At 73.9% G+C, this 20,586-nt stretch carries 18 protein-coding genes; 11 read left to right on the top strand and 7 right to left on the bottom strand.

Annotated features, from left to right (window positions below; translation table 11 throughout):
- A partial coding sequence (locus ACFV3R_RS31290; protein WP_385590184.1) for an acyltransferase family protein occupies positions 1–596 on the top strand: 596 nt, incomplete at its 5' end.
- A gap of 123 nt (positions 597–719) precedes the next feature.
- On the opposite strand, the gene ACFV3R_RS31285 is transcribed toward ACFV3R_RS31290, so the two are convergent.
- The gene (locus tag ACFV3R_RS31285; RefSeq protein ID WP_385590182.1) at positions 720–1,865 is read right to left on the bottom strand and encodes a TerD family protein; all 1,146 of its coding nucleotides are present in this window, start codon (positions 1,863–1,865) and stop codon (positions 720–722) included.
- A 483-nt stretch (positions 1,866–2,348) separates the two neighbouring features.
- The gene (locus ACFV3R_RS31280) at positions 2,349–3,845 is read right to left on the bottom strand and encodes an MFS transporter (RefSeq protein ID WP_385590180.1); all 1,497 of its coding nucleotides are present in this window, start codon (positions 3,843–3,845) and stop codon (positions 2,349–2,351) included.
- Between the two features lie 171 nt (positions 3,846–4,016).
- Here ACFV3R_RS31280 and ACFV3R_RS31275 point away from each other — a divergent pair, with 171 nt between their 5' ends.
- The 3 genes from ACFV3R_RS31275 (at position 4,017) to ACFV3R_RS31265 (ending at position 6,820) form a co-directional block, all read left to right on the top strand.
- Positions 4,017–4,958 (top strand): LysR family transcriptional regulator, encoded by a 942-nt coding sequence (locus tag ACFV3R_RS31275; RefSeq protein WP_385590192.1) that lies wholly within the window; start codon positions 4,017–4,019, stop codon positions 4,956–4,958.
- A gap of 537 nt (positions 4,959–5,495) precedes the next feature.
- The gene (locus ACFV3R_RS31270) at positions 5,496–6,299 is read left to right on the top strand and encodes an SGNH/GDSL hydrolase family protein (RefSeq protein ID WP_385590178.1); all 804 of its coding nucleotides are present in this window, start codon (positions 5,496–5,498) and stop codon (positions 6,297–6,299) included.
- Between the two features lie 254 nt (positions 6,300–6,553).
- Positions 6,554–6,820 carry a hypothetical protein gene (locus ACFV3R_RS31265; protein WP_385590176.1) on the top strand — a complete coding sequence of 89 codons (267 nt, stop codon included), beginning with the start codon at positions 6,554–6,556 and terminating at the stop codon, positions 6,818–6,820.
- Between the two features lie 214 nt (positions 6,821–7,034).
- On the opposite strand, the gene ACFV3R_RS31260 is transcribed toward ACFV3R_RS31265, so the two are convergent.
- Positions 7,035–8,282, bottom strand: coding sequence for a type ISP restriction/modification enzyme (locus ACFV3R_RS31260; protein WP_385590174.1), 1,248 nt, complete (start codon positions 8,280–8,282; stop codon positions 7,035–7,037).
- 129 nt (positions 8,283–8,411) lie between these two features.
- The gene (gene hmgA / locus ACFV3R_RS31255) at positions 8,412–9,743 is read right to left on the bottom strand and encodes a homogentisate 1,2-dioxygenase (RefSeq protein WP_385590172.1); all 1,332 of its coding nucleotides are present in this window, start codon (positions 9,741–9,743) and stop codon (positions 8,412–8,414) included.
- A gap of 270 nt (positions 9,744–10,013) precedes the next feature.
- On the opposite strand from hmgA, the gene ACFV3R_RS31250 reads away from it, so the two are divergent.
- From ACFV3R_RS31250 to ACFV3R_RS31230, 5 genes are all read left to right on the top strand, one after another.
- Positions 10,014–11,459, top strand: coding sequence for a CitMHS family transporter (locus ACFV3R_RS31250; RefSeq protein WP_385590170.1), 1,446 nt, complete (start codon positions 10,014–10,016; stop codon positions 11,457–11,459).
- A gap of 101 nt (positions 11,460–11,560) precedes the next feature.
- Positions 11,561–12,874, top strand: coding sequence for an MFS transporter (locus ACFV3R_RS31245; RefSeq protein ID WP_385590168.1), 1,314 nt, complete (start codon positions 11,561–11,563; stop codon positions 12,872–12,874).
- A 200-nt stretch (positions 12,875–13,074) separates the two neighbouring features.
- Complete coding sequence (locus tag ACFV3R_RS31240; RefSeq protein WP_385590166.1) at positions 13,075–14,493, top strand: aldehyde dehydrogenase family protein; 1,419 nt, start codon at positions 13,075–13,077, stop codon at positions 14,491–14,493.
- Positions 14,494–14,605: 112 nt separating this feature from the next.
- Positions 14,606–15,685, top strand: coding sequence for a zinc-binding dehydrogenase (locus ACFV3R_RS31235; protein ID WP_385590164.1), 1,080 nt, complete (start codon positions 14,606–14,608; stop codon positions 15,683–15,685).
- Between the two features lie 206 nt (positions 15,686–15,891).
- The gene (locus tag ACFV3R_RS31230) at positions 15,892–16,329 is read left to right on the top strand and encodes a cold-shock protein (protein WP_385590162.1); all 438 of its coding nucleotides are present in this window, start codon (positions 15,892–15,894) and stop codon (positions 16,327–16,329) included.
- A 147-nt stretch (positions 16,330–16,476) separates the two neighbouring features.
- On the opposite strand, the gene ACFV3R_RS31225 is transcribed toward ACFV3R_RS31230, so the two are convergent.
- Positions 16,477–17,109 carry a TetR/AcrR family transcriptional regulator gene (locus ACFV3R_RS31225; protein ID WP_385590160.1) on the bottom strand — a complete coding sequence of 211 codons (633 nt, stop codon included), beginning with the start codon at positions 17,107–17,109 and terminating at the stop codon, positions 16,477–16,479.
- Between the two features lie 61 nt (positions 17,110–17,170).
- Here ACFV3R_RS31225 and ACFV3R_RS31220 point away from each other — a divergent pair, with 61 nt between their 5' ends.
- Both ACFV3R_RS31220 and ACFV3R_RS31215 read left to right on the top strand, forming a co-directional pair.
- Entirely contained in the window at positions 17,171–18,322 is a 1,152-nt protein-coding gene (locus ACFV3R_RS31220; protein ID WP_385590190.1) for an acyl-CoA dehydrogenase family protein, read from the top strand.
- 168 nt (positions 18,323–18,490) lie between these two features.
- The gene (locus tag ACFV3R_RS31215; RefSeq protein ID WP_385590158.1) at positions 18,491–19,144 is read left to right on the top strand and encodes a TetR/AcrR family transcriptional regulator; all 654 of its coding nucleotides are present in this window, start codon (positions 18,491–18,493) and stop codon (positions 19,142–19,144) included.
- A gap of 52 nt (positions 19,145–19,196) precedes the next feature.
- On the opposite strand, the gene ACFV3R_RS31210 is transcribed toward ACFV3R_RS31215, so the two are convergent.
- Positions 19,197–19,658: a MaoC family dehydratase gene (locus ACFV3R_RS31210; protein ID WP_385590156.1), complete on the bottom strand. Its 462-nt coding sequence runs from the start codon at positions 19,656–19,658 to the stop codon at positions 19,197–19,199.
- 283 nt (positions 19,659–19,941) lie between these two features.
- Positions 19,942–20,556 carry a hypothetical protein gene (locus ACFV3R_RS31205; RefSeq protein ID WP_385590154.1) on the bottom strand — a complete coding sequence of 205 codons (615 nt, stop codon included), beginning with the start codon at positions 20,554–20,556 and terminating at the stop codon, positions 19,942–19,944.
- Between the last annotated feature and the right edge of the window lie 30 nt (positions 20,557–20,586).

The following is a 20,586-nucleotide window of genomic DNA, read 5'->3' as shown; positions in this document are numbered from 1 at the left end:
CCGCGCTCGCCACCACCTCGCCCGACATCGGCAACGACCTGGACATGCAGCGTCTTCTGCAGTTCCTCCCCTACTTCGTGCTCGGGCTCAACCTCAGGCCCGAGCACTTCCACCGCCTGCGCAACCGGCGCGCACGCCTGCTGTCCCTGCCCGTGCTCGCCGCGGCGGTCGCAGTGGCCTACTGGGCCGCCCCCAGGATGAACTCCTCCTGGTTCGATCACCGCGACGCGGCCCAGGAACTCGGGGCCCCCTGGTGGACCGGACCGGTGATGACCCTGGCCACGTTCGGCTGCTCGCTGGTGCTGGTGGCCTGCTTCCTGGCCTGGGTCCCGGGGCGGCGCATGTGGTGCACCGCGCTCGGGGCCGGCACCCTCTACGGCTACCTGCTGCACGGCTTCGTCGTGCAGGGCTCCCGCTTCTGGGACTGGTACGGGGCTCCCTGGCTCCACACCGCCTGGGGCATGCTCGCCGTCACCCTCCTGGCAGCAGCCCTCGTCACCACGCTGTGCACCCCACCCGTACAGCGTCTCTTCCGGCCGGTCATGGAGCCGAAGCTCAACTGGGCCTTCCGCGAGAGGCTCGGTTCGAGTACCTGACGAGGCCGCAGGCGCCGTCCGGAACCCCGGGCGCGCCTCCCGCGTGAAGGGGGCCACGACCCGATGCGGTCGTGGCCCCCTCGCCGTCACGCCTTCGTGCAGCACCACCTCGTGCCGGAGTGCTCACTCATCCTCGTAGAAGTTGTTGACCACCACCTCGGGCTCGTCGTCGTCGAACGCCTCGTTCAGCAGGGCGCCGCCGACGAGCCCTGCCGCACCGGCGCCGATGAGCGCACCCGCACCGAAGCGGCGACCCTGCCCGCCGTGCTCCGCGTGGTGGTCGTGACGGTCGTGGTAGCCGTGCTGCTCCGGGTAGCCACCGTAGGGCTGGCCGCTGGGCGGGTAGCCCCCCTGCGGATAACCGCCCTGGGCGTAGCCGGGCTGCGGGTACCCCTGCTGGGGCGGGGTGTAGAACGGCGGGGCGGTGGTCTGGACGCGCTGGGCGCAGGCGCCGCAGACCTCGACGGGACGTGGTACGCCCCACTGCGGCGCCCAGCTGACCTGCTGGGTGGCGGGGCCGTGACCGGGGTCGAAGAAACAGATCATGTTCGCGCTTTCTGTCATGGGGAAGGACGCGGGGGCGGTGGAGAAGGACATGGCGGGAGGCGGCGGAGCGGGGAACGGCTCCGGTGGCACGGCAGGGCCCGGACCTCGGACCGGGGCGGACTGCGAGTCGACGAGGTCTGTCGGCTCCGGCTGCGGGCTCGGCCCGGGTTCGGCCACCTCGATGCCGAAGTCGCCTGCGATGCCGGCCAGGCCGGTGGCGTACCCCTGGCCGACGGCGCGGAACTTCCACTCGGCCTCGCGCCGGTAGATCTCGCCGAACAGGACCGCGGACTGGCCGGCTGCCCGCTCCGACAGGTCGTAACGCACCAACTCCGCACCGGACTCGTCGTCCAGGACGCGGATGGAGGCACCGCGGACCTGGGTGAAGTCCCGGCCCGGGGGAGCGGTGGGGCTGAGCGACGCGGCGAAGACGACCTTCACCGCGCTCGGGGGCATCGACTCCAGGTCCACCGACAGCTGCTCGTTGTCGGGCCCGGAGCTCAGCCGACCCAGGTGCCGCACGGCCCCTTCCGGGCTGGCGGGATTGTTGTAGAACACGAAGTGGCGCTCGGAGAGCACCGACCCCCGGTCGTCACAGACGAGGGCGCTCGCATCCAGCTCCACGCCGTCGCCCTGCCAGGCCAGCCCCACCCGCACGGTGCTCAGACCGGGGGACTGCCGGGTCAGGGAGTGGTTGGCGCCCCGGGTCAGGGCCACACTCATGAACTACCTCCGTAACCAGTCAAGTGATCATTCCCGTCCCCCGCCGGATGGTCGCACCCCCGCCCGGGAACGGGGCGGTGCACGGGGACCGACTTGACCTCGCAGTACGGCGGAGACTCGCCGTTCACCAGCACCACTCCTCGGAACGGGTGAGGAAAGCAGCAACACCGGCGCCGCACGCACCAGCACGGGCAGCGCGCGCTGCCGGGTGAGCTGTCACCTCGTGGTGGAACCGGCTGACCCAGTGCGCGGGGGAGCGCATTGGTTCTACAGGATTGTAGATCCATTGGGCCTGTCGTCGTGAGCCACGGGTCACCGAGTCCTGTCCTGCACGGGCGTACTCCTGACGGCCCGTGAGGTTCAGGAAGCGGCGGGTGGGTCCTCTTACCCGGCGACGTCCGACACGACTGCCGGGGTGGCAGAGCCCGACCCCGCCAGTCACGGGTCCCGGCCCCTGCTTCCCGGCCTCACCGCAGGTCCCCCTCAGGCAGGGGTGCGCCGACGTGCGAGGTCCCCGGACGCGGCAGAGGGGTCGGCGGGCCCCACCGTGCGTTCCGGGGCCGAGCCGCGCAGACCCACGGCCACGGCCACGGTGACGGCCAGGACGACGCAGGCGACGGTGCGCAGCCCCTCGCCCATCGCGCCGGTGAAGTCCGCCACCTGCGCCGCGGTGTGCGGGACCCCGTGTGTCCGACCGGCCAGGACCGTACCTACGGCCGCCACCCCGAGGGCCGCCCCCACCTCCCGGGCCGCAGTGTTGAGGCCGGAGCCCAGACCCGCCTGGTGGGACGGGACCTGGGACATGACGGTGATGGTCAACGGCGGCGCGCACAGCCCGGCACCCGCCGAGAGGACCAGCAGGCAGCCGGCGTAAAGGGGGTAGGGAGTGGTGGCCCGCACGGTGGAGAGCAGCAGCAGCGCCACCCCGATCATCACCAGGCCGACCGTGGCGGGGAGTCGGGGGCCGCGCCGGACCGTCAACCGGGAGGCGAGACGGGGCATCAGGGACATACCGACCGTCAGTGGGACCAGCGCCACGCCCGTGAGCCCGACCGGGAACCTCTTGGCGTACTGCAGGTACTGGCCGTTGACGTAGAAGAGGGCGAAGAGGCCGAAGAAGGACAGGGCCATGCCGAGGGCGCCGGCGCGCAACCGGCGCGCGGTCAGGAGCCGCGGGTCGAAAAGCGGGTGCTCGGCACGCAGGGCATGCCAGGTGTACAGGGCCAGCAGCACCGCTCCGGAACCGAAGGCCGGCAGCTCGGCACCGGCCGCCCAGTGGTGCTCAGGTCCCTCGATCAGGCCGAAGACGACCGCGACCAGGGAACCGGTGAGCAGGAGCGAGCCGACCGGATCGAGCGGGGTCTCGGGACGGCGCGGTGTCGGCGAGGTGGTGCGCAGCACCGCGAGGGCCAGCAGCGCAGCGAGCGGGACCATGCCCCAGAACAGCGCGCGCCAGCTGAGGAACTGTCCCACCAGTCCGCCGCACAGGTTGCCCAGGAACCCGCCGAGCCCCATGGCCAGCGTCCAGGCGGCCAGGGCGTGCGGGCGGTGTCCGGGCGTGGCCAGGTGCACGATCAGAGACATGGTGGCCGGGGTGATCAGGGCGGCGCCGGCGCCGCAGAGGGCACGTCCGGCGATCATCTCGACCGGGTCCGCAGCGAACCCGCTGAGCGCCGCACCCGCCGCGAACACGGCGAGGCCCGTCAACAGTGCGGCGCGACGGCCCAACCGGTCACCGAATGCACCTGCGGGTATGAGGAGTCCGGCGAAGACGACGACGTAGGCGTCGACGGCCCACAGCAGTTCGCTCGGGCTCGGCCGGAGCCCCGAGGCGGCGAGTTGGGGCAGGAGCAGATTGACTGCGGCGACCATCGACTGGGCGACCAGGACACAGGCGCACAGCGCCAGCAGGGTCGCCCGCGGTAGGCCCGCAACATGCTGGGAGACGGTTCCGGGGCGTGACAGGGCAGGGGTGGGCACGGCTCCTCCCGGGAGCTGGGTGGTGGGAAAGCGGAGGGCACCGACCGGACGCGGGGGCGGGGCGTGCGGTGGGGCCGGCGGCCGGGTGACGGTTCAAGCAGCGCCGGTGGGTGCCGTTCCACCGTAGGCTCGGCCGGACATGACTTCCAGTGCAAGTTAGGCAAGGAGTACCTGCGTCACATGCAATCCAAGAGGGACCTCAACCTGCTGCTCGCTCTGGACGTCCTGCTGGAGGAGGAGAGCGTCGCCGGTGCGGCTGCCCGTCTCCATCTGTCGGAACCGGCGATGAGTCGCACACTGGGCCGGGTTCGGCGGGCCCTGGGTGATCCGGTGCTGGTCCGGGCCGGCCGGCGGATGGTGCCGACCCCGCGTGCCCTCGCGGTGCGCGGTGAGGTCCGCGCGGTGGTGGAGCGCGCCCTGGCCCTGTTCGTCGCAGGCACAGCCGTCGACCTCGGCACGCTGGAGCGCACGTTCACCGTGGTCACCAACGACGTGTTCGTGGCCACCAGCGCGGCGGACCTGCTGGCCCACGTCCAACGGCGGGCCCCCGGTGTGCGCCTGCGGTTCCTGCCCGAGAGCCCCCAGGACGTCGCGGTGCTGCGGGAGGGGCTTGCCGACCTGGAGATCGGGGCGGTGGACGACCGGAGCCCGGAGGTGCAGGTCGAACTGCTCGGCAGCCAGCGGATGGTCGGTGTGGTCAGGTCCGACCACCCACTGCTGGAAGGCGAACTGACCGCCGAGCGCTACGCCGCCGCCGACCACCTGGTGGTCTCACGGCGGGGACGGCTCCAGGGCCCGATCGACGCGGCACTGGCCGAACGAGGACTGCGGCGGCGGGTGGCGGGAAGCGTCGGTACCTTTCCCGGTTCGCTGTTCACGCTGGCCGCCGGCGACCTGGTCGGCTCGATCCCCTCCCACGGGGCCGCCCTGGCCGCCGCCCTCGGGCTCGTCACCTTCGAGGTACCGGTGCCCCTTCCCCCACTGCCCTTCGGGCTGGCCTGGCACCCCCGCCACGAGGCCGACCCCGGACACGCCTGGTTGCGTTCCTGCGCGCGCGAGGTGCTGGAGCCGCGGCTGGCCGAGGGCCGGGACGACGACGGTGACGGCGGCTGAAGGGGGGAGAAGCCGGAGGCGGGGTTCTGCCCCGGCCGATCGACCGACCACCGACTCTCGCCGCGGAAGGGGCAGTTCCCTCCCACACAAGCCGCCGCCACAACAGCGGACGACCCTCGCCCCCTGCCGCCCGGCCTCGACCCGGTCCGGGCCGCCGCCCTACTGCACCCGGCAGCCACCGCCCACCTCGCCCTCTTCCCGCACGGGCAGCTGCGCGAGCGGATGACGGTGGTGGTCGGGCGCGGAGCCGGGAACGTGGGCGGGACGCCTGCGGTCCCGGTCGGTGCGCCGCCTCCCGCTGGCCTCGGCTGCCGAAGCGCACGCGGCGGTCGAGCGCGGGACGCCCGGCGGCGAACGGCTGGTGCTGCTCCCCGGGTGACGGGAGGGCCGGGGGCCGCGGCGTCCGGATCACCCGTCCGGGCGGAGTGCGGATGACGGGTCATCACACATTCGCCTGAAATTTGGCATGGACACTTCCGGTTGGCGGGTCCCGCTGCTACCACTGGTGCGGCAGAGACCCTGCTCTACGGAGGTTCCATGAGACTGACCCGTATCGCCGGTGTGGTGTCCGCCTTCGCGCTCACCACGGTGCTAGCCCTCACCGGGGCGGGTGCCGCATCCGCCGAACCCCTCGCCGCCACCGGCTACGTGGCCCTGGGCGACTCCTACTCCTCAGGCGTCGGCTCGGGCAGCTACGACAGCGCGAGCGGCAACTGCAAGCGCTCCACCAAGGCGTACCCGCAGCTGTGGGCGGCGGCCCACGCACCCTCCTCGTTCGCCTTCACCGCGTGCAGCGGAGCCCGCACCGACGACGTGCTCGCCGGCCAGCTCGGCCCCCTGAACTCCGCCACCGGCCTGGTCAGCATCAGCATCGGAGGCAACGACGCGGGCTTCGGCGACACCATGAGCACCTGTGCGCTCAGCTCCGAGAGCGAGTGCCTGGCCGCACTGGCCACGGCCGGTTCCTACATCAGCAGCACCCTCGGCGGCCGGCTGGACACCGTCTACGCCGCCATCTCCGCCAAGGCCCCGGCCGCCCACGTCGTCGTCCTCGGCTACCCGCGGCTGTACAAGCTCGACGGGAGCTGCGTGGTCGGCCTCTCGGAGAAGGAGCGCAGCACCATCAACGCGACGGCGGACGCGCTCGACTCCGTCATCGCCCAGCGCGCCGCAGCCCACGGCTTCAGCTTCGGGGACGTCCGCACCGCCTTCACCGGGCACGAGATCTGCTCCGGCAGCGCGTGGCTGCACAGCGTCACCCTGCCGGTCGACGAGTCCTACCACCCCACCGCCACGGGCCAGTCCAGCGGCTACCTCCCCGTCTTCCAGTCCCTCGCCTGAGGGCTGCGGTGACGCGGCACGCCACCTGGCCGGGCCGTGCCGCGCACCGGCCGGCGACGGCGTGCACCCGCCCCAACTGCCGCAGCCGGCAACCCGTTCCGACCGCATGTGATCATCCGGCGACCTGTCTCGTATGGTGTTCCTCTACATCGACGCGGGCAGGTGAATCCTGTGACCGGGCTGCACGAATGTCGTACGAGAGCGATAGGGTTACCCTGCCCGGGCCGCGTGCCCTCGTACGGGTGGGGAGTGTCATGGAACAGATAAGTGTGCGCAGCAGGCCGCGCGTGCCTGCCGTCACATGCCGGAACAGCGCCGTCAGCGCGCGACTGGACCGCCATCTGGCGGTCCTGGGCGGCCCCGCCGTGCCACGCGGCGAGAGCGAGGGAGCCACGAGCCTGATGCAGGAGATCACCTCCCGCGACGTGGCTCGTACCAGCAGGCACAACCGTGGCGCGAGGGTCTCCCTCTTCGCCCCCCTGCGCAGGCTGCGACGCTCGCTCTTCGGCGGGCACGGCTGACGACAGGTCGATCCGGCCGACGGATGAGACTCCGCGCCGGGGCCCCGCGAAGGCGGGGCCCCGGGGGCCCGAGGGCCCGCGTGCGGTCGTGCCGCCCGGCTCTGACGACACCAGGCACGAACCCCCTCCCGTACCACCGGCCCGACCGCCCCCCGACGCACGGCACCCGCCTCACCCCCACCCGGGCGGCACCCCCACCCCGCCCCGTGCTTCCTCACCAGAGGGCGAACTGCCCCTCCGGCCCCTCCTCCTGACGGTCCAGCACCGAGGCCGGCCGCCGCGCGGCCGAGGACACCGGCAGCACCCCGGCTTCCCGCAGCTCCGCGGTGCCCACCTGTTCCGCGGCCGCCACCGCCGCGACCAGTGCCCGCTGCTCCGCCCGCGCCTCGGCGAGCAGCGAGACGACGGTGACCAGCTCCAGCAGGTCGCTCGTCCACGCCGCGGGCCACGCCTCGGGCACGATCGCCGACAGGCTTCCCGGCTCCCCGGCGGCCCCGGTCCGCACCTCGAACCACCGCGCGAGCACGGGCACACCCGCCGCCTCGTACTCCCACGCCGCCCGCGCCACCGGCGCGATGCGGCCGGCGTCCAGGTACAGCGCCTCCTCCTGCGCCTCGTGACCGATGCGGGCGGGGAGACCGCGGCCGGGCAGCGCGGAGCGGACGTAGGGCCGCCGGCCGCCGGGCATGCGCACCCGCTCACCGCTGTGCGCCCCCCGGGTGAACACGTCCACCAGGCGGCTGCCCAGCGCCACCCCGCGCTCCCACAGCGCCGGTTCGGCCGTCAGCGGCACGACACAGGCGGCGTTCTCGTGGCGGGCGCAGGCCGTGGTCCACGCCAGGAGGTCCTCAGCCGTCACGGGCGTGCCCAGGCGCTGCGCGAGGTGGGCGAGAAGGCCGGGGGCGAGGTTGGGCTCCGCGGCGTCCGGGCGCCGGTACAGCGGCCGGATACGGCCCGGCCGGCCGTTCGGCGCGAGCCCGTCGGGCAGTACCGCGCTCGGGACGACGGCGGGCCCCGGGCCGCGGGGAGCGGCGGGCTGCTCCACGACGAAGACCTGACCCGGACCGGCCACCCGCCACAACTCCGGCCGGGCCGCGTCGATGAGGCGGTGGTCGGGCAGCAGCCACTGCTGGTCGAAGCCGGCGTGCAGGACCCGCACCGGTTCCGGGCAGGCCTGCGCACCGCGCGCGAGCCGGCCGGTGGCCGTGGCCTGACCGGGGAGCTGGGCCACCGCCGTGTGCACCGTGCGAGCCCGGGACGGGGCGAACAGCCGGGCGCGGTCGGCACCTTCGGCACCCACCAGCCGCTGCCAGCGGGCGCGCAGGGTGGCCTGGTCGGGTGCCATGACCCAGCGGCGTCCCAGGCGCAGCGGGCCCGCCGACCACGGCATCAGGTCCGCCAGCAGCGGCACTCCGGGGTGTCGGCCCGCGGCCTGCGGCCCGGCCCCCTGCGTCGCGCTCACGCGGTCACCCTCCCTGACCGTCCGGTCCTCCTACCGGGGCATCGTACGTGGCGGCCGGCCGCCCGCCGGGCCCCTCAGGATGCCGCACGCCCGCGGTCCTGCCGGCGCCTGCCACCCCGCCCACCCGCCTCAGGAGCGGAAGTGGCGCTCCAGGCCCTGCCAGACGGCGTCGTAGTCCCGCTGGAGGTGGTCGGCGTCGCGGGCCTGCTCGGTCAGGGCCAGGGGCCACCTGGTCTCGAACATGAACGCCAGTCCGTCGTCCACCTTCTGCGGGCGCAGTTCCGCCGCGCTCGCCCGTTCGAAGGTGTCCCGGTCGGGGCCGTGGGCCGACATCATCGGATGGAGTGAACCGCCACCGGGCACGAACCCGCCGGCGCCGCCCTGCTTGGCGTCGTAGGCCCCTTCGATGAGCCCCATGTACTCGGACATGACGTTGCGGTGGAAGTAGGGCGGCCGGAAGGTGTCCTCACCCACCAGCCAGCGCGGTGCGAAGACCACGAAGTCGACGCTCGCCAGCCCCGGGGTGTCCGAGGGCGAGGTGAGCACCGTGAAGATCGACGGGTCCGGGTGGTCGAAGCTGATCGACCCCAGGACGTTGAACCGGCGCAGGTCGTAGACGTACGGCAGATGGTTGCCGTGCCAGGCGACCACGTCCAGCGGCGAGTGGTCGTAGTCGGCGCGCCAGAGCCGGCCGCAGTACTTGTTGATCACCTCGCACGGCGCGTCCTCCTCCTCGAAGGCGGCGGTGGGGGCGAGGAAGTCCCGCGCCGCGGCGAGCCCGTTGGCGCCGATCGGGCCGAGGTCGGGGAGCTGGAAGGGCCGGCCGTAGTTCTCGCAGACGTAGCCGCGCGCGGTGTCCGCGAGCAGCTCCACCCGGAACCGGACCCCGCGGGGCACCAGCGCCACGTGCCCGGGCTCGACGCGCAGCGGCCCGAACTCGGTGCGCAGCAGCAGACCGCCGCGTTCGGGGACGAGCAGCAGCTCGCCGTCCGCATCGCCGAACACCCGCCCCCGCATGGAGGTGTTGGCGTGGTAGAGGTGCACGGCCATGCCGGTGCGCGCGGCGATGTCGCCGTTGCCGCCCAGGGTCCACAGCCCGTCGACGAAGTCGGTGGGCGCGGTGGGCTCCGGCAGCGGGTCCCAGCGCAGCCGGTTGGGGTCGGGAGCGGTCTCGGTGAAGGGGGCGCCGCGCAGGCGGGGGCTTGGTACCGGGGTGAAGCGCGGGTGCGCTGCGGAGGGGCGGATGCGGTACAGCCAGGAGCGGCGGTTGTGGGCGCGGGGCTCGGTGAAGGCGGAGCCGCTGAGCTGCTCGGCGTAGAGCCCCAGCGGCGCGCGCTGCGGGGCGTTGCGCCCCACCGGCAGGGCCCCCGGCACCGCCTCGGAGCTGTGCTCGTTGCCGAAGCCGGCGCAGTACCGCAGCCCCTCGGCGTCCTTGCGGGCCTGTTCGTTGGAGGTGTCCACCGTGCGTACTCCCTGACGTCCGCCCTGAAACCGCAGTATCCGGCGCCGACACTAGATATCGCGTCAATCGCCCGTCAACGGGACACCTCGGACCGCCGCGGCCCACTGCCCGGGCCGCCCAGGAGCCCCGGTCGACACACCGCGGGGCAGCTGCGGGTTCTGCTCGTATTGCTCACGTGTCAAGACCTTGTTAACGAAATCGCGCCACTCCTAGCGTCACCTGGGCCGCCGCCGGGCGGCCGTGTTCGACGGTGAACGTGAGGTACCCCCATGCTGACCATCCTCGGCTTCGTGATGATCGCCGCCTTCCTGGCGCTGATCATGACGAAGAAGATGTCGCCGATGGCGTCGCTGGTGCTCATACCGGCGCTCTTCTGCATCCTGATCGGCCAGGGGGGCAGTCTGGGGGACTACGTCCTCAAGGGCGTCGGCGACCTGGCGCCGACCGCGGCGATGCTGATGTTCGCCATCCTCTTCTTCGGAGTGATGATCGACGTCGGGCTCTTCGACCCGATCGTCCGCGTCATCCTGCGCTTCTGCCGCGCCGACCCGCTGCGGATCGTGATGGGCACGGCGGTGCTGGCCGCGATCGTCTCCCTGGACGGGGACGGCTCCACCACCTTCATGATCACCGTGTCGGCGATGTTCCCGCTCTACCGCCGGCTGGGCATGAGCACCCTGGTGATGACGGGGGTGGCCGCGACCGCCAACGGCGTGATGAACACCCTGCCCTGGGGCGGCCCCACCGCCCGCGCGGCCACCGCCCTCAAGGTCGACGCCGGTGACGTCTTCGTCCCCATGGTCCCCGCCCTCGCCGTCGGCATGGTCGCCGTCCTCTTCCTCGCCTACGTCCTGGGCCGCCGCGAGCGCAGCCGGCTGGGCAGGCTCTCGCCGACCACCGGCGGGCAGGCAACGGCCGCCGGCGACCGCCGCGCGGAGCTGGTCCTCGCCGCCGCGGGCACGGGCGGGGCCGCGGCCGGCGGGACCGGGGCGGGCGAACGGCCCGCGGACGCGGCGGGCGAGGCCGGCGGCTCCGGTACGGCCGCGGCCGGACCTGCGGACGACGCGGCCGGCCACCAGGGACTCGACCCGAACCGTGCGACGCTGCGGCCCCGGCTGTACTGGTTCAACGCCGCCCTCACCGTGGCGCTGCTGGTGCTGCTGATCGCGCAGCTCCTGCCCATCCCGGTGCTCTTCCTGCTCGGTGCCGCGCTGGCGCTCACCGTCAACTTCCCCGACATGGCGGCCCAGCGGGCCCGCGTCGCCGCGCACGCCGAGAACGTCCTCAACGTCTCCGGCATGGTCTTCGCCGCCGCGGTGTTCACCGGTGTCCTCACCGGCACCGGCATGGTCGAGCACATGGCGCGATGGATCGTCGGGCACATCCCCGACGCGCTCGGGCCGCACATGGGGCTGGTCACCGGCGTCCTCAGCATCCCGCTGACGTACTTCATGTCCAACGACGGCTTCTACTTCGGCATCGTCCCCATCCTCGCGGAGGCCGGCGCCCACCACGGCGTGACCTCCCTGGAGATCGCCCGCGCCTCGCTCGTCGGCCAGCCGCTGCACATGTCCAGCCCGCTGGTGCCCGCCGTCTTCGTGCTCATCGGCATGGCCAAGGTCGAGTTCGGCGACCACACCCGTTTCACCGTGAAGTGGGCCGTGGTGGTCAGCCTGGTCATCCTGGCGGCCGGACTGCTCTTCGGCACCGTCTGAGACCGGTGCGCCCCGGACCGGCCGGAGCCGGCCCGGGGCCTGCCGCGGTGGACCACGGGAGGAAGGGAGCGCGGGCCCGTCCCGCGGGAGGGGAGAGCGGCATGACCCAGACCCCACGCACCGGCCGCGGCTGGCTGCTGCGCCTGGTGATCACCTTCACCCTCGCCCAGGGCGCGGTGAGCATGGCCCGCCCCGCCGTGTCCTACCGGGCGCTGGCCCTCGGTGCCGACGACCGGGCCGTGGGGCTGGTGACCGCCGTCTACGCACTGCTCCCGCTGCTGGTGGCGGTGCCCCTGGGACGCCGCACCGACCGGGCCCGCTGCACGCCGCTGCTGGCGCTCGGCGTCGCCCTCATCGCCGGCGGGTGCGCGCTCAGTGCGGGGGCGGGCTCCCTGACGGCCATGGCGGCCTGGAGCGGGGTGATGGGCCTGGGCCACCTGTGCTTCGTCATCGGTGCGCAGTCCATCGTGGCCCGGCGCAGCGCCCCCGCCGACCGGGACCGCAACTTCGGCCACTTCACCATCGGCGCCTCCCTGGGCCAGCTGCTGGGGCCCGTCGCCGCCGGCGCCGTGGTCTCGGCGGGCACGGGCGGGCGGAGCGGGGGCAGCGCGCTGGCGCTCGTCCTCGCGGCGGCCGGCGGCGCCCTGGCCTACCTGACGCTGTGGCGGCTGGAGCACCCGGGCCCGGACGGGTCCCCGGCCGGGCCCGCCGCCCCGGGCGCCGCCCGGGTGCCGGTCCACCGCATCCTGCGCACCCGGGGAGTGGCGCCGGGCATCCTGGTCAGCCTCGCGGTGCTCTCCGCGACCGACATCCTCACCGCCTACCTGCCCGTCGTCGGCGAGCAGCGGTCCGTGGCCCCGGCCACCGTGGGGCTGCTGCTGAGCGTACGGGCCGCCGCCACGGTCGCCTGCCGGCTGGTGATGACCCCGCTGCTGCGGCTGTGCGGGCGCACCCTGCTCCTGGCGTCGACCTGTGTGCTCGGCGGGGTGCTGTGCGCCGCGATCGCCCTGCCGCTGCCGGTGGCGGCGCTGGCGCCGGTGCTGGCGCTGCTCGGCTTCTGCCTCGGAGTGGGGCAGCCGCTGTCGATGACCACCGTCGTGCAGGCCGCGCCGGACGAGGCGCGCAGTACCGCCCTGGCGCTGCGGTTGTCCGGCAACCGGCTGGGCCAGGTGGCCGCCCCCGCGGGTGCCGGGGCGGTCGCCGGAGTCGTCGGCAGCGCCGCGCCGTTCGTCATGCTGGGCGCGCTGCTGGTGGTGTCGGCCGGCGCCGCGCTGCGGGGCCGGGGCCGGCCGGACGCCGCGGCCGGGGAGGCGGACCGGGAGGGGGCCGGTGTGCCGGGCCCGCCCGCGGCCGGCCGGCCCCGGTCCGCCGCTCCGCCCTCCGGCGAGGAGGAGGCCCCGTCCCGCCGTTGCTGAACCGGGCCGCTGCGCCTGCGGGGCGGTGCATCTGGGAGAGGCGGGCCGTCGGCTCTCGCAGGGGGCGTCGGTGCCGGTGCCGTGCACGCGGGTGACGCGCGGCACCCGTCCCCGCTCTGGCGCCAGACAAACTAGCGGCGCTAATTTCAGGGGGTGGCGCAAGCCGCAGTCCGCAGACCGCGTGTGACAAGGACGGCGAGATGACAGCACACAACGCCCTCTACATCGACGGGGAATGGCGACCGGCGCAGGGCCGCGAGACCATCGACGTCGTCAACCCGGCGGACGAGACGGTGATCGCCGCCGTGCCCGCCGGCTCCGCCGCGGACGTCGACGCCGCGGTCCGTGCCGCCCGGGCCGCCTTCCCCGCCTGGGCCGCCACCCCGCCGGCGCGCCGGGCCGAGCTGCTGGGTGCGCTCCGCGACCAACTCCGCTCCCGCACGGGTGAGATCGCCGCGACGGTCACCGCGGAGCTGGGCTCGCCGCTCACCGTCAGCGAGCGGGTGCACGCCGGGGTGCCGGTCGCGGTGGCCGGCTCCTACGCGGAACTCGCCGCCACCCACGCCTTCGAGGAGAAGCTGGGCAACTCCACCGTCCTGCTCGAACCCGTCGGCGTGGTCGGCGCGATCACCCCCTGGAACTACCCCCTGCACCAGGTCGTCGCCAAGGTGGCCCCCGCCCTCGCCGCCGGCTGCACGGTCGTCCTCAAGCCCGCCGAGGACACCCCGCTGGTGGCCCAGCTCTTCGCCGAGTGCACGGCCGCGGCGGGCCTGCCGGCGGGCGTCTTCAACCTGGTGACCGGACTCGGGCCGGTGGCCGGCCAGGCACTCGCCGAACACCCCGACGTCGACCTGGTCTCCTTCACCGGCTCCACCGCCGTCGGCAGCCGGATCGGCGCGATCGCCGGTGCCGCGGTCAAGCGCGTCGCCCTGGAACTCGGCGGCAAGTCGGCCAACGTCATCCTGCCGGGCGCGGACCTCGCCAAGGCCGTGAATGTCGGGGTGGCCAACGTCTTCGCCAACTCCGGTCAGACGTGCAGCGCATGGACCCGCATGCTGGTCCATGCCGACGTCTACGAGGAGGCGGTGGAACTGGCGACGCGCGCAGCCGCCAAGTACGTGCCGGGCGACCCCACCGCCGAGGGCACCCGGCTCGGACCCGTCGTCAACGCGGTCCAGCGCGACCGGGTGAACGGCTACATCGAGCGCGGTGTCCAGGAGGGCGCCCGCCCGGTCGCCGGCGGTCCCGGTGCCCCCGAGGGCCTGGAGAAGGGCTACTACGTCCGGCCCACGGTCTTCGCCGACGTCACCCCCGGCATGACCATCGCCCAGGAGGAGATCTTCGGGCCGGTGCTCTCGATCCTGCGGTACGCCGACCAGGACGAGGCCGTCGAGATCGCCAACGGCACCGTCTACGGCCTGGCCGGTGCCGTGTGGGCCGCGAACGACGAGAGCGCCGTCGCCTTCGCCCGCCGGCTGCACACCGGGCAGGTCGACATCAACGGCGGCCGCTTCAATCCGCTGGCCCCCTTCGGCGGTTACAAGCGCTCCGGCGTCGGCCGCGAGCTCGGTCCGCACGGCCTCGCCGAGTACCTGCAGACCAAGTCGCTGCAGTTCTGAGGCGGGCGGGCCCCGGCCCCGCATCCCACGGGAGTGGCGGGCGGCCGGGGCCCGCACCCGGCGCACCCGCCGTCCACCACCAGTCGTCCCCTCGAAGTCAGGAGTACCCGTCGTGGTCCGTGCCGCCGTCCTGTCAGCTGTCGGCTCGCCCCTGGAGGTCACCGACATCGTCCTGCCCGAACCCGGGCCCGGCCAGGTCCGGGTGCGCCTCGCGGCGGCCGGGGTCTGCCACTCCGACCTCTCGCTCAGCAACGGCACCATGGGCGTGCCGCTGCCCGCCGTCCTCGGCCACGAGGGGTCGGGCACCGTCGTCTCCGTCGGCGAGGGCGTCACCCACGTGGCGCCGGGCGACTCGGTCGTCCTCAACTGGGCCCCCTCCTGCGGCGAGTGCCACCACTGCACCATCGGCGAGGTGTGGCTGTGCACCGAGGCCCTCACCGGAGCCGCCGCCGTCCACGCCCACACCGCGGACGGCACTCCGCTCCACCCGGGCCTGAACGTGGCGGCGTTCGCCCAGGAGACGGTCGTGGCCGCCCGCTGCGTGCTGCCGGTCCCCGAGGGCGTCTCACTCACCGACGCCGCGCTGCTGGGCTGCGCCGTGCTGACCGGTTACGGGGCGGTGCACCACGCGGCGCGGGTGCGCGAGGGCGAGTCGGTGGTGGTCTTCGGCGTCGGCGGGGTCGGCCTGGCGACGCTGCAGGCGGTCCGCATCGCGGGCGCCTCGGCGGTGATCGCGGTCGACGTCTCGCCGGCCAAGGAGGAACTGGCCCGCCGGGCCGGCGCGACCCATTTCGTGGTGGCCTCGGAGCGCACCGCGAAGGACGTCCGCGCCCTGACCGGGGGCCGGGGCGCGGACGTCGCCATCGAGTGCGTCGGCCGCGCCGCCACGATCCGCACCGCCTGGAGCTCCACCCGCCGCGGCGGGCGCACCACCGTGGTCGGCATCGGCGGCAAGGACGAGCAGGTGTCCTTCAGCGCCCTGGAGATCTTCCACTTCGCCCGGACCCTCACCGGCTGCGTCTACGGCAACTCCGACCCGGCCCGCGACCTCCCGGTCATCGCCGGGCACGTCCGCGCCGGACGGCTGGACCTCGCCGCCCTGGTCACCGACCGGATCGACCTCGACGGCATCCCCGCCGCCTTCGGGAACATGGTCGCCGGAAAGGGCGGCCGGGCCCTGGTCGTCTTCTGAGCCGGGCCGCCTCCCTTGGCGCCCGGGGCCCGAGTGACCCCCGGCGCCAGGGGAATTGGACGGGCACAGGTATGGCGCAGGGGCGCCGCTTCGGTACGCTGGCCCGGCGCTCGACCCGCGCCCGGTGAAGTCCGGGGCGGCGCGCGCTCGCGGGGCCCGACGTGCCCCGCGGTGATCCGTTGGTGGCTGGCGTGGGGGAGTGGGTTGTGACGACGGGCAAAGTGGTGCGCTTCGACGACATGCGCGGGTACGGGTTCATCGCCCCGGACGACGGCAGTGGTGACATCTTCGTCCACGTCAACGACCTGCTGGACGACAAGCACCAGTTCCGTTCCGGGCTGCGGGTGGCCTTCGAGGTGGAGGAGGGCGACCGCGGTCTGAAGGCCTCGGAGGTGCGCATCGTCGACTCCGGGGCGCCGGTGCCGCCGTTCCGCCTGGTCGCGGCGGACCGGGTGCACCCCCTGGACGGTGAGGGCGAGGGCGGCGAGGACGAGATCTGCGACCTGCTCTCCCCTGCGGAGCTCCAGCACGAGGTCACCGAGTCGCTCCTGACGGTCTCGCCGCCGCTCAGCGCGGACCAGATCCTGCACGTACGCGAACGCGTCCTCGCGCTGGCCCGCTCCCACCGCTGGACAGAGGCCTGAGGGCCCTGCGGCACGGGTGAGGCGGGGCCGGGCGGCCGTTTCCCGGGCGCCCGGCCCCACCCCGTTCCCTCTCGTCCCGGCTCCCCGATCCAAGGGGGCCGGGACGTCCGCTTTCCGGGCCCCTCCAAGGGCCCCGGCGCCTGCTGCTCAGGCCACCTGGCCGAACTGCTTCTCCAGCCCGTCCAGCAGTGCGGTGAGCCCCGTCTCGAAGGCCCGCTCGTCGATCCGCTGCTGCCGCTCGGCGAGCAGGTGCGCCTGCTGGAGGTGGGGGTAGGCGGCCGGGTCGTAGGCGTCCGCGTCGTCGACGAAACCGCCGGCGAAGGAGCCCAGCGCCGAGCCGGTGACGAAGTACCGCATCAGCGCCCCGATAGAGGTGGCGTGGGCGGGCGGCCAGCCCGCCTCGACCATCGCGCCGAACACCGCGTCCGCCAGCCGCAGCCCCGCCGGCCTGCGCCCGGGACCCGCAGCCAGGACCGGCACCACGTTCGGGTGCGCGGAGAGCGCGGCGCGGTAGGAGACGGCCCAGTCGTGCAGCGCGGTGCGCCAGGGCCGCCCGTCCTCGAACATCGACAGGTCGACCTGCGCGCTGACGGAGTCCGCCACCGCCTCCAGGATCTCGTCCTTGGTGCGGAAGTGGTTGTAGAGAGAGGGCCCGCTCACGCCCAGCTCCGCCGCGAGGCGCCGGGTGGAGAGCGCCGCGAGCCCCTCGGTGTCGACGAGGAGGCGTGCGGTCGCAACGATGCGGTCGCGGCTGAGCAGGGGCTTGCGCGGTCGGGCCATGGCGCACATAGTAGGGCTGCCAGCAGAAACTAGCAGTGATAGTTAAGGTGGGTGCGCCGTGGTGAACCTGGAGCTCAACGAGGAGCAGGCAGCCGTCCGACAGCTCGCCCGGGACTTCGTGGCACGGGAGATCACCCCGAACGTCGTCGCCTGGGACCGCGCCGAGGAGGTCGACCGCTCGATCGTGCGGAAGCTCGGCGAGGTCGGCTTCCTCGGCCTGACGATCGACGAGGCCCACGGCGGCAGCGGCGGCGACCACCTCGCCTACTGCCTGGTGACCGAGGAACTGGGTCGCGGCGACTCCTCGGTCCGCGGCATCGTCTCCGTCTCCCTCGGGCTGGTCGCCAAGACCGTCGCCGCCTGGGGGGACGAGGAGCACAAGCGGCGCTGGCTGCCGGACCTGACCTCCGGACGGGCCGTCGGCTGCTTCGGTCTGACCGAGCCCGGCACCGGCTCCGACGCCGGCAACCTCGCCACCCGGGCCGTGCGGGACGGCGGGGACTACGTGATCAACGGCACCAAGATGTTCATCACCAACGGCACCTGGGCCGACGTCGTCCTGCTCTTCGCCCGCACCGGGGACGCCCCCGGCCACAAGGGCGTCTCCGCCTTCCTCGTCCCCGCCGGCACCCCCGGCCTGACCCGGCGCACGCTGCACGGCAAGCTCGGCCTGCGCGGCCAGGCCACGGCGGAGCTGGCCCTGGAGGACGTGCGGGTGCCCGCCTCGGCCATGATGGGGCCCGAGGGCAAGGGCTTCTCGGTGGCGATGTCCGCCCTCGCCAAGGGGCGCATGTCGGTGGCGGCAGGCTGCGTCGGCATCGCCCAGGCGGCACTGGACGCCGCGGTCGGGTACGCCGGCGAGCGCGAGCAGTTCGGCAAGAGCATCGCCCACCACCAGCTCGTCCAGGAGATGCTCAGCGACATCGCCGTCGACGTGGACGCCGCGCGGCTGCTGACCTGGCGGGTCGCCGACCTCATCGACCGCGGACAGCCCTTCGCCACCGAGGCGTCCAAGGCCAAGCTCTTCGCCTCGGAGGCGGCCGTCCGGGCCGCCAACAACGCCCTGCAGGTCCACGGCGGCTACGGTTACATCGACGAGTACCCGGCGGGCAAGCTGCTGCGCGACGCCCGCGTCATGACCCTGTACGAGGGCACCAGTCAGATCCAGAAGCTGCTGATCGGCCGGGCGCTCACCGGGGTCTCGGCCTTCTGAGACCCCGGTGGCCGGGACCGGCCGCTCAAGGTCCCTGCCACCGCGCCGCGCGCCGCCCCGACCTGTCCGGGACGACGCGAAGGGCTCCTAAGCGCTTGCTCAGCCGCCGGGTATGGTGTTCGATCCGTCGGGACGGTATGAGACGGGTGCGAACGATCGGGGTGCGCGATGGGTACCGAGGCCGAGCACGGCGCGGCCGGGCAGGAGGCGGACGCGCCGGCCGCCGTCCGGGAATGGGCCGACGTGGCGCCCGAGGCGGCCCGCAGGCTGCTGCTGGCTGCCGTGGAGGCGTTCGCGGAACGCGGCTACCACGCCACCACGACCCGGGACATCGCGAGCCGGGCCGGCATGAGCCCGGCCGCCCTGTACATCCATTACCGCACCAAGGAGGAACTCCTCTACCGCATCAGCGGCATCGGCCACGAGAAGGCGCTGAGCATCATCGACGACGCCGCGAAGGGACCCGGCAGCCCCACCGAGCGGCTCGCGACGGCCGTCCGCACCTTCGCCAGCTGGCACGCCGAGCACCACACCACCGCCCGCGTGATCCAGTACGAACTCACCGCGCTGGCCGAGGAGCACTACGTCCACGTCAGCAACGCGCGCCGGCGCACCGACCGCCTGCTGCGCGGCATCATCGAGGACGGCGCCCGGTGCGGCGAGTTCGCGGTGGACGACGTCGCCGCCACCACGCTGGCCGTGCTCTCGCTCTGCGTGGACGTCGCCCGCTGGTTCTCCAGCGAGGGGCGCCGCACCGCCGAGGAGGTCGGCGAGGTCTACGCGGACCTGGTGCTGCGGATGGTGGGAGCGGGCGCGCGCTGAACCGCCGCCGCCCGGTGGCCCCCGGGGGGCGGCGGCTCCCCACCGGGCCGGCTCAGAGGTAGAACCGGCTCAGCGTCTCCGCGACGCACACCGGCTTGCTGCCGCCCTCCCGCTCGACGGTGACCGTCGTCGCGAGCTGGATGCCGCCGGCCACGTCGCTCACCTCGGTGATCTGCCCGGTGGCGCGCAGCCGCGAACCGACGGGCACCGGGGCGGGGAAACGGACCTTGTTGACGCCGTAGTTCACGGCCATCTTGACGTTCGAGACGGTCATCAGCTGCGGCACCAGCGTCGGCAGGAGCGAGAGCGTGAGGTAGCCGTGCGCGATGGTGGTGCCGAACGGGCCGGCCGCCGCCCTCGCCGGGTCCACGTGGATCCACTGGTGGTCCCCGGTGGCGTCCGCGAAGAGGTCCACCCGCTTCTGGTCGACCTCCAGCCAGTCGCTGTGGCCGAGCTGTTCGCCCACCGCGCCCTTCAGCTCGTCCACCGAGGCGAACACCCGTGGCTGCGCCATGTCCCTCACACTCCTCAACGCTCGTCGTCAGCGCGCCCCGCCGGTCCGCCGCCCACCACGGCACGGCCGGCCGCCCCGGGCGGGGCGCGGCCGCGGTGCGGTCAGGCGTGCGGTCTCCGAATGGCTAAGCGCTTGCTCAGCATGGTGAAGCGGAAGGCGCCTGTCAATGAACGGGCGGGCGGGGGCGGCGGGGCGTGCCCGCGCCGGCCGGGCCGGGAGGTCGCGGAGCCGGCGGCCGGGCGCCGCGTCGCCGGTGTCCGGCCGGCGCCCGGGACCCGCCTGCTCACGCTGCTGCGAACTCCCGGTGCACCACGCTGCGTTGTGCCTTGAGCAGGGCGGTGGGCGTCAGCAGGGCCACCGGGGCCACGATGCCGCAGTCCCGGCACACCGGGCCCGAGACCGGGTAGCGCGGCAGGTGGGTGCGCCACTCGAAGTCGGTGGCCCCGCACACCGGGCAGTCGGCGCGCGGCCGGCCCGCCTCCATCGCGTCGATCACCCGTCGCAGCACCACGGCCAGGTCGGCGTCCGGGTGGTGGTGCGGCGCCTCGCAGGGCACGATGTCGCAGCCGCCCCAGGTCAGGCGGTGCCAGTCGTCCAGCGCGGTGGGCTGCCGCACGCCGGCCCGCTTCTCCAGCCGTCGCCGGCGCGCCACCCGGCGTTCGTAGGAGAGCCACACGTCGCGGGCCTCCTCCAGCTCCGTGAGGGCGAGGACCAACCGGTCGGGGTCCACCTCGCGTTCGTAGGGCGAGATGCCGACCCGGTGGCACAGGTGGTGCCAGGTGGTGCGGTGTCCGTAGGGGGCGAAGCGCTCCAGGCACTTGCGGAGCGCGGTACGACGCTGCGGCGCGACGAGAGAGGGATTGCGCACCTGTTCGGCGAGGGCTCTGAAACCGGCCATTTCTTCTCACCTCCGAGGGGAGGGACGCGA

It is taken from the genome of Streptomyces sp. NPDC059740 (genome assembly GCF_042733155.1).
Classification (GTDB): domain Bacteria; phylum Actinomycetota; class Actinomycetes; order Streptomycetales; family Streptomycetaceae; genus Streptomyces.
The sequence above is the reverse complement of the archived record's forward strand: the minus strand, read 5'-3'. Positions and strand labels throughout refer to the sequence as shown.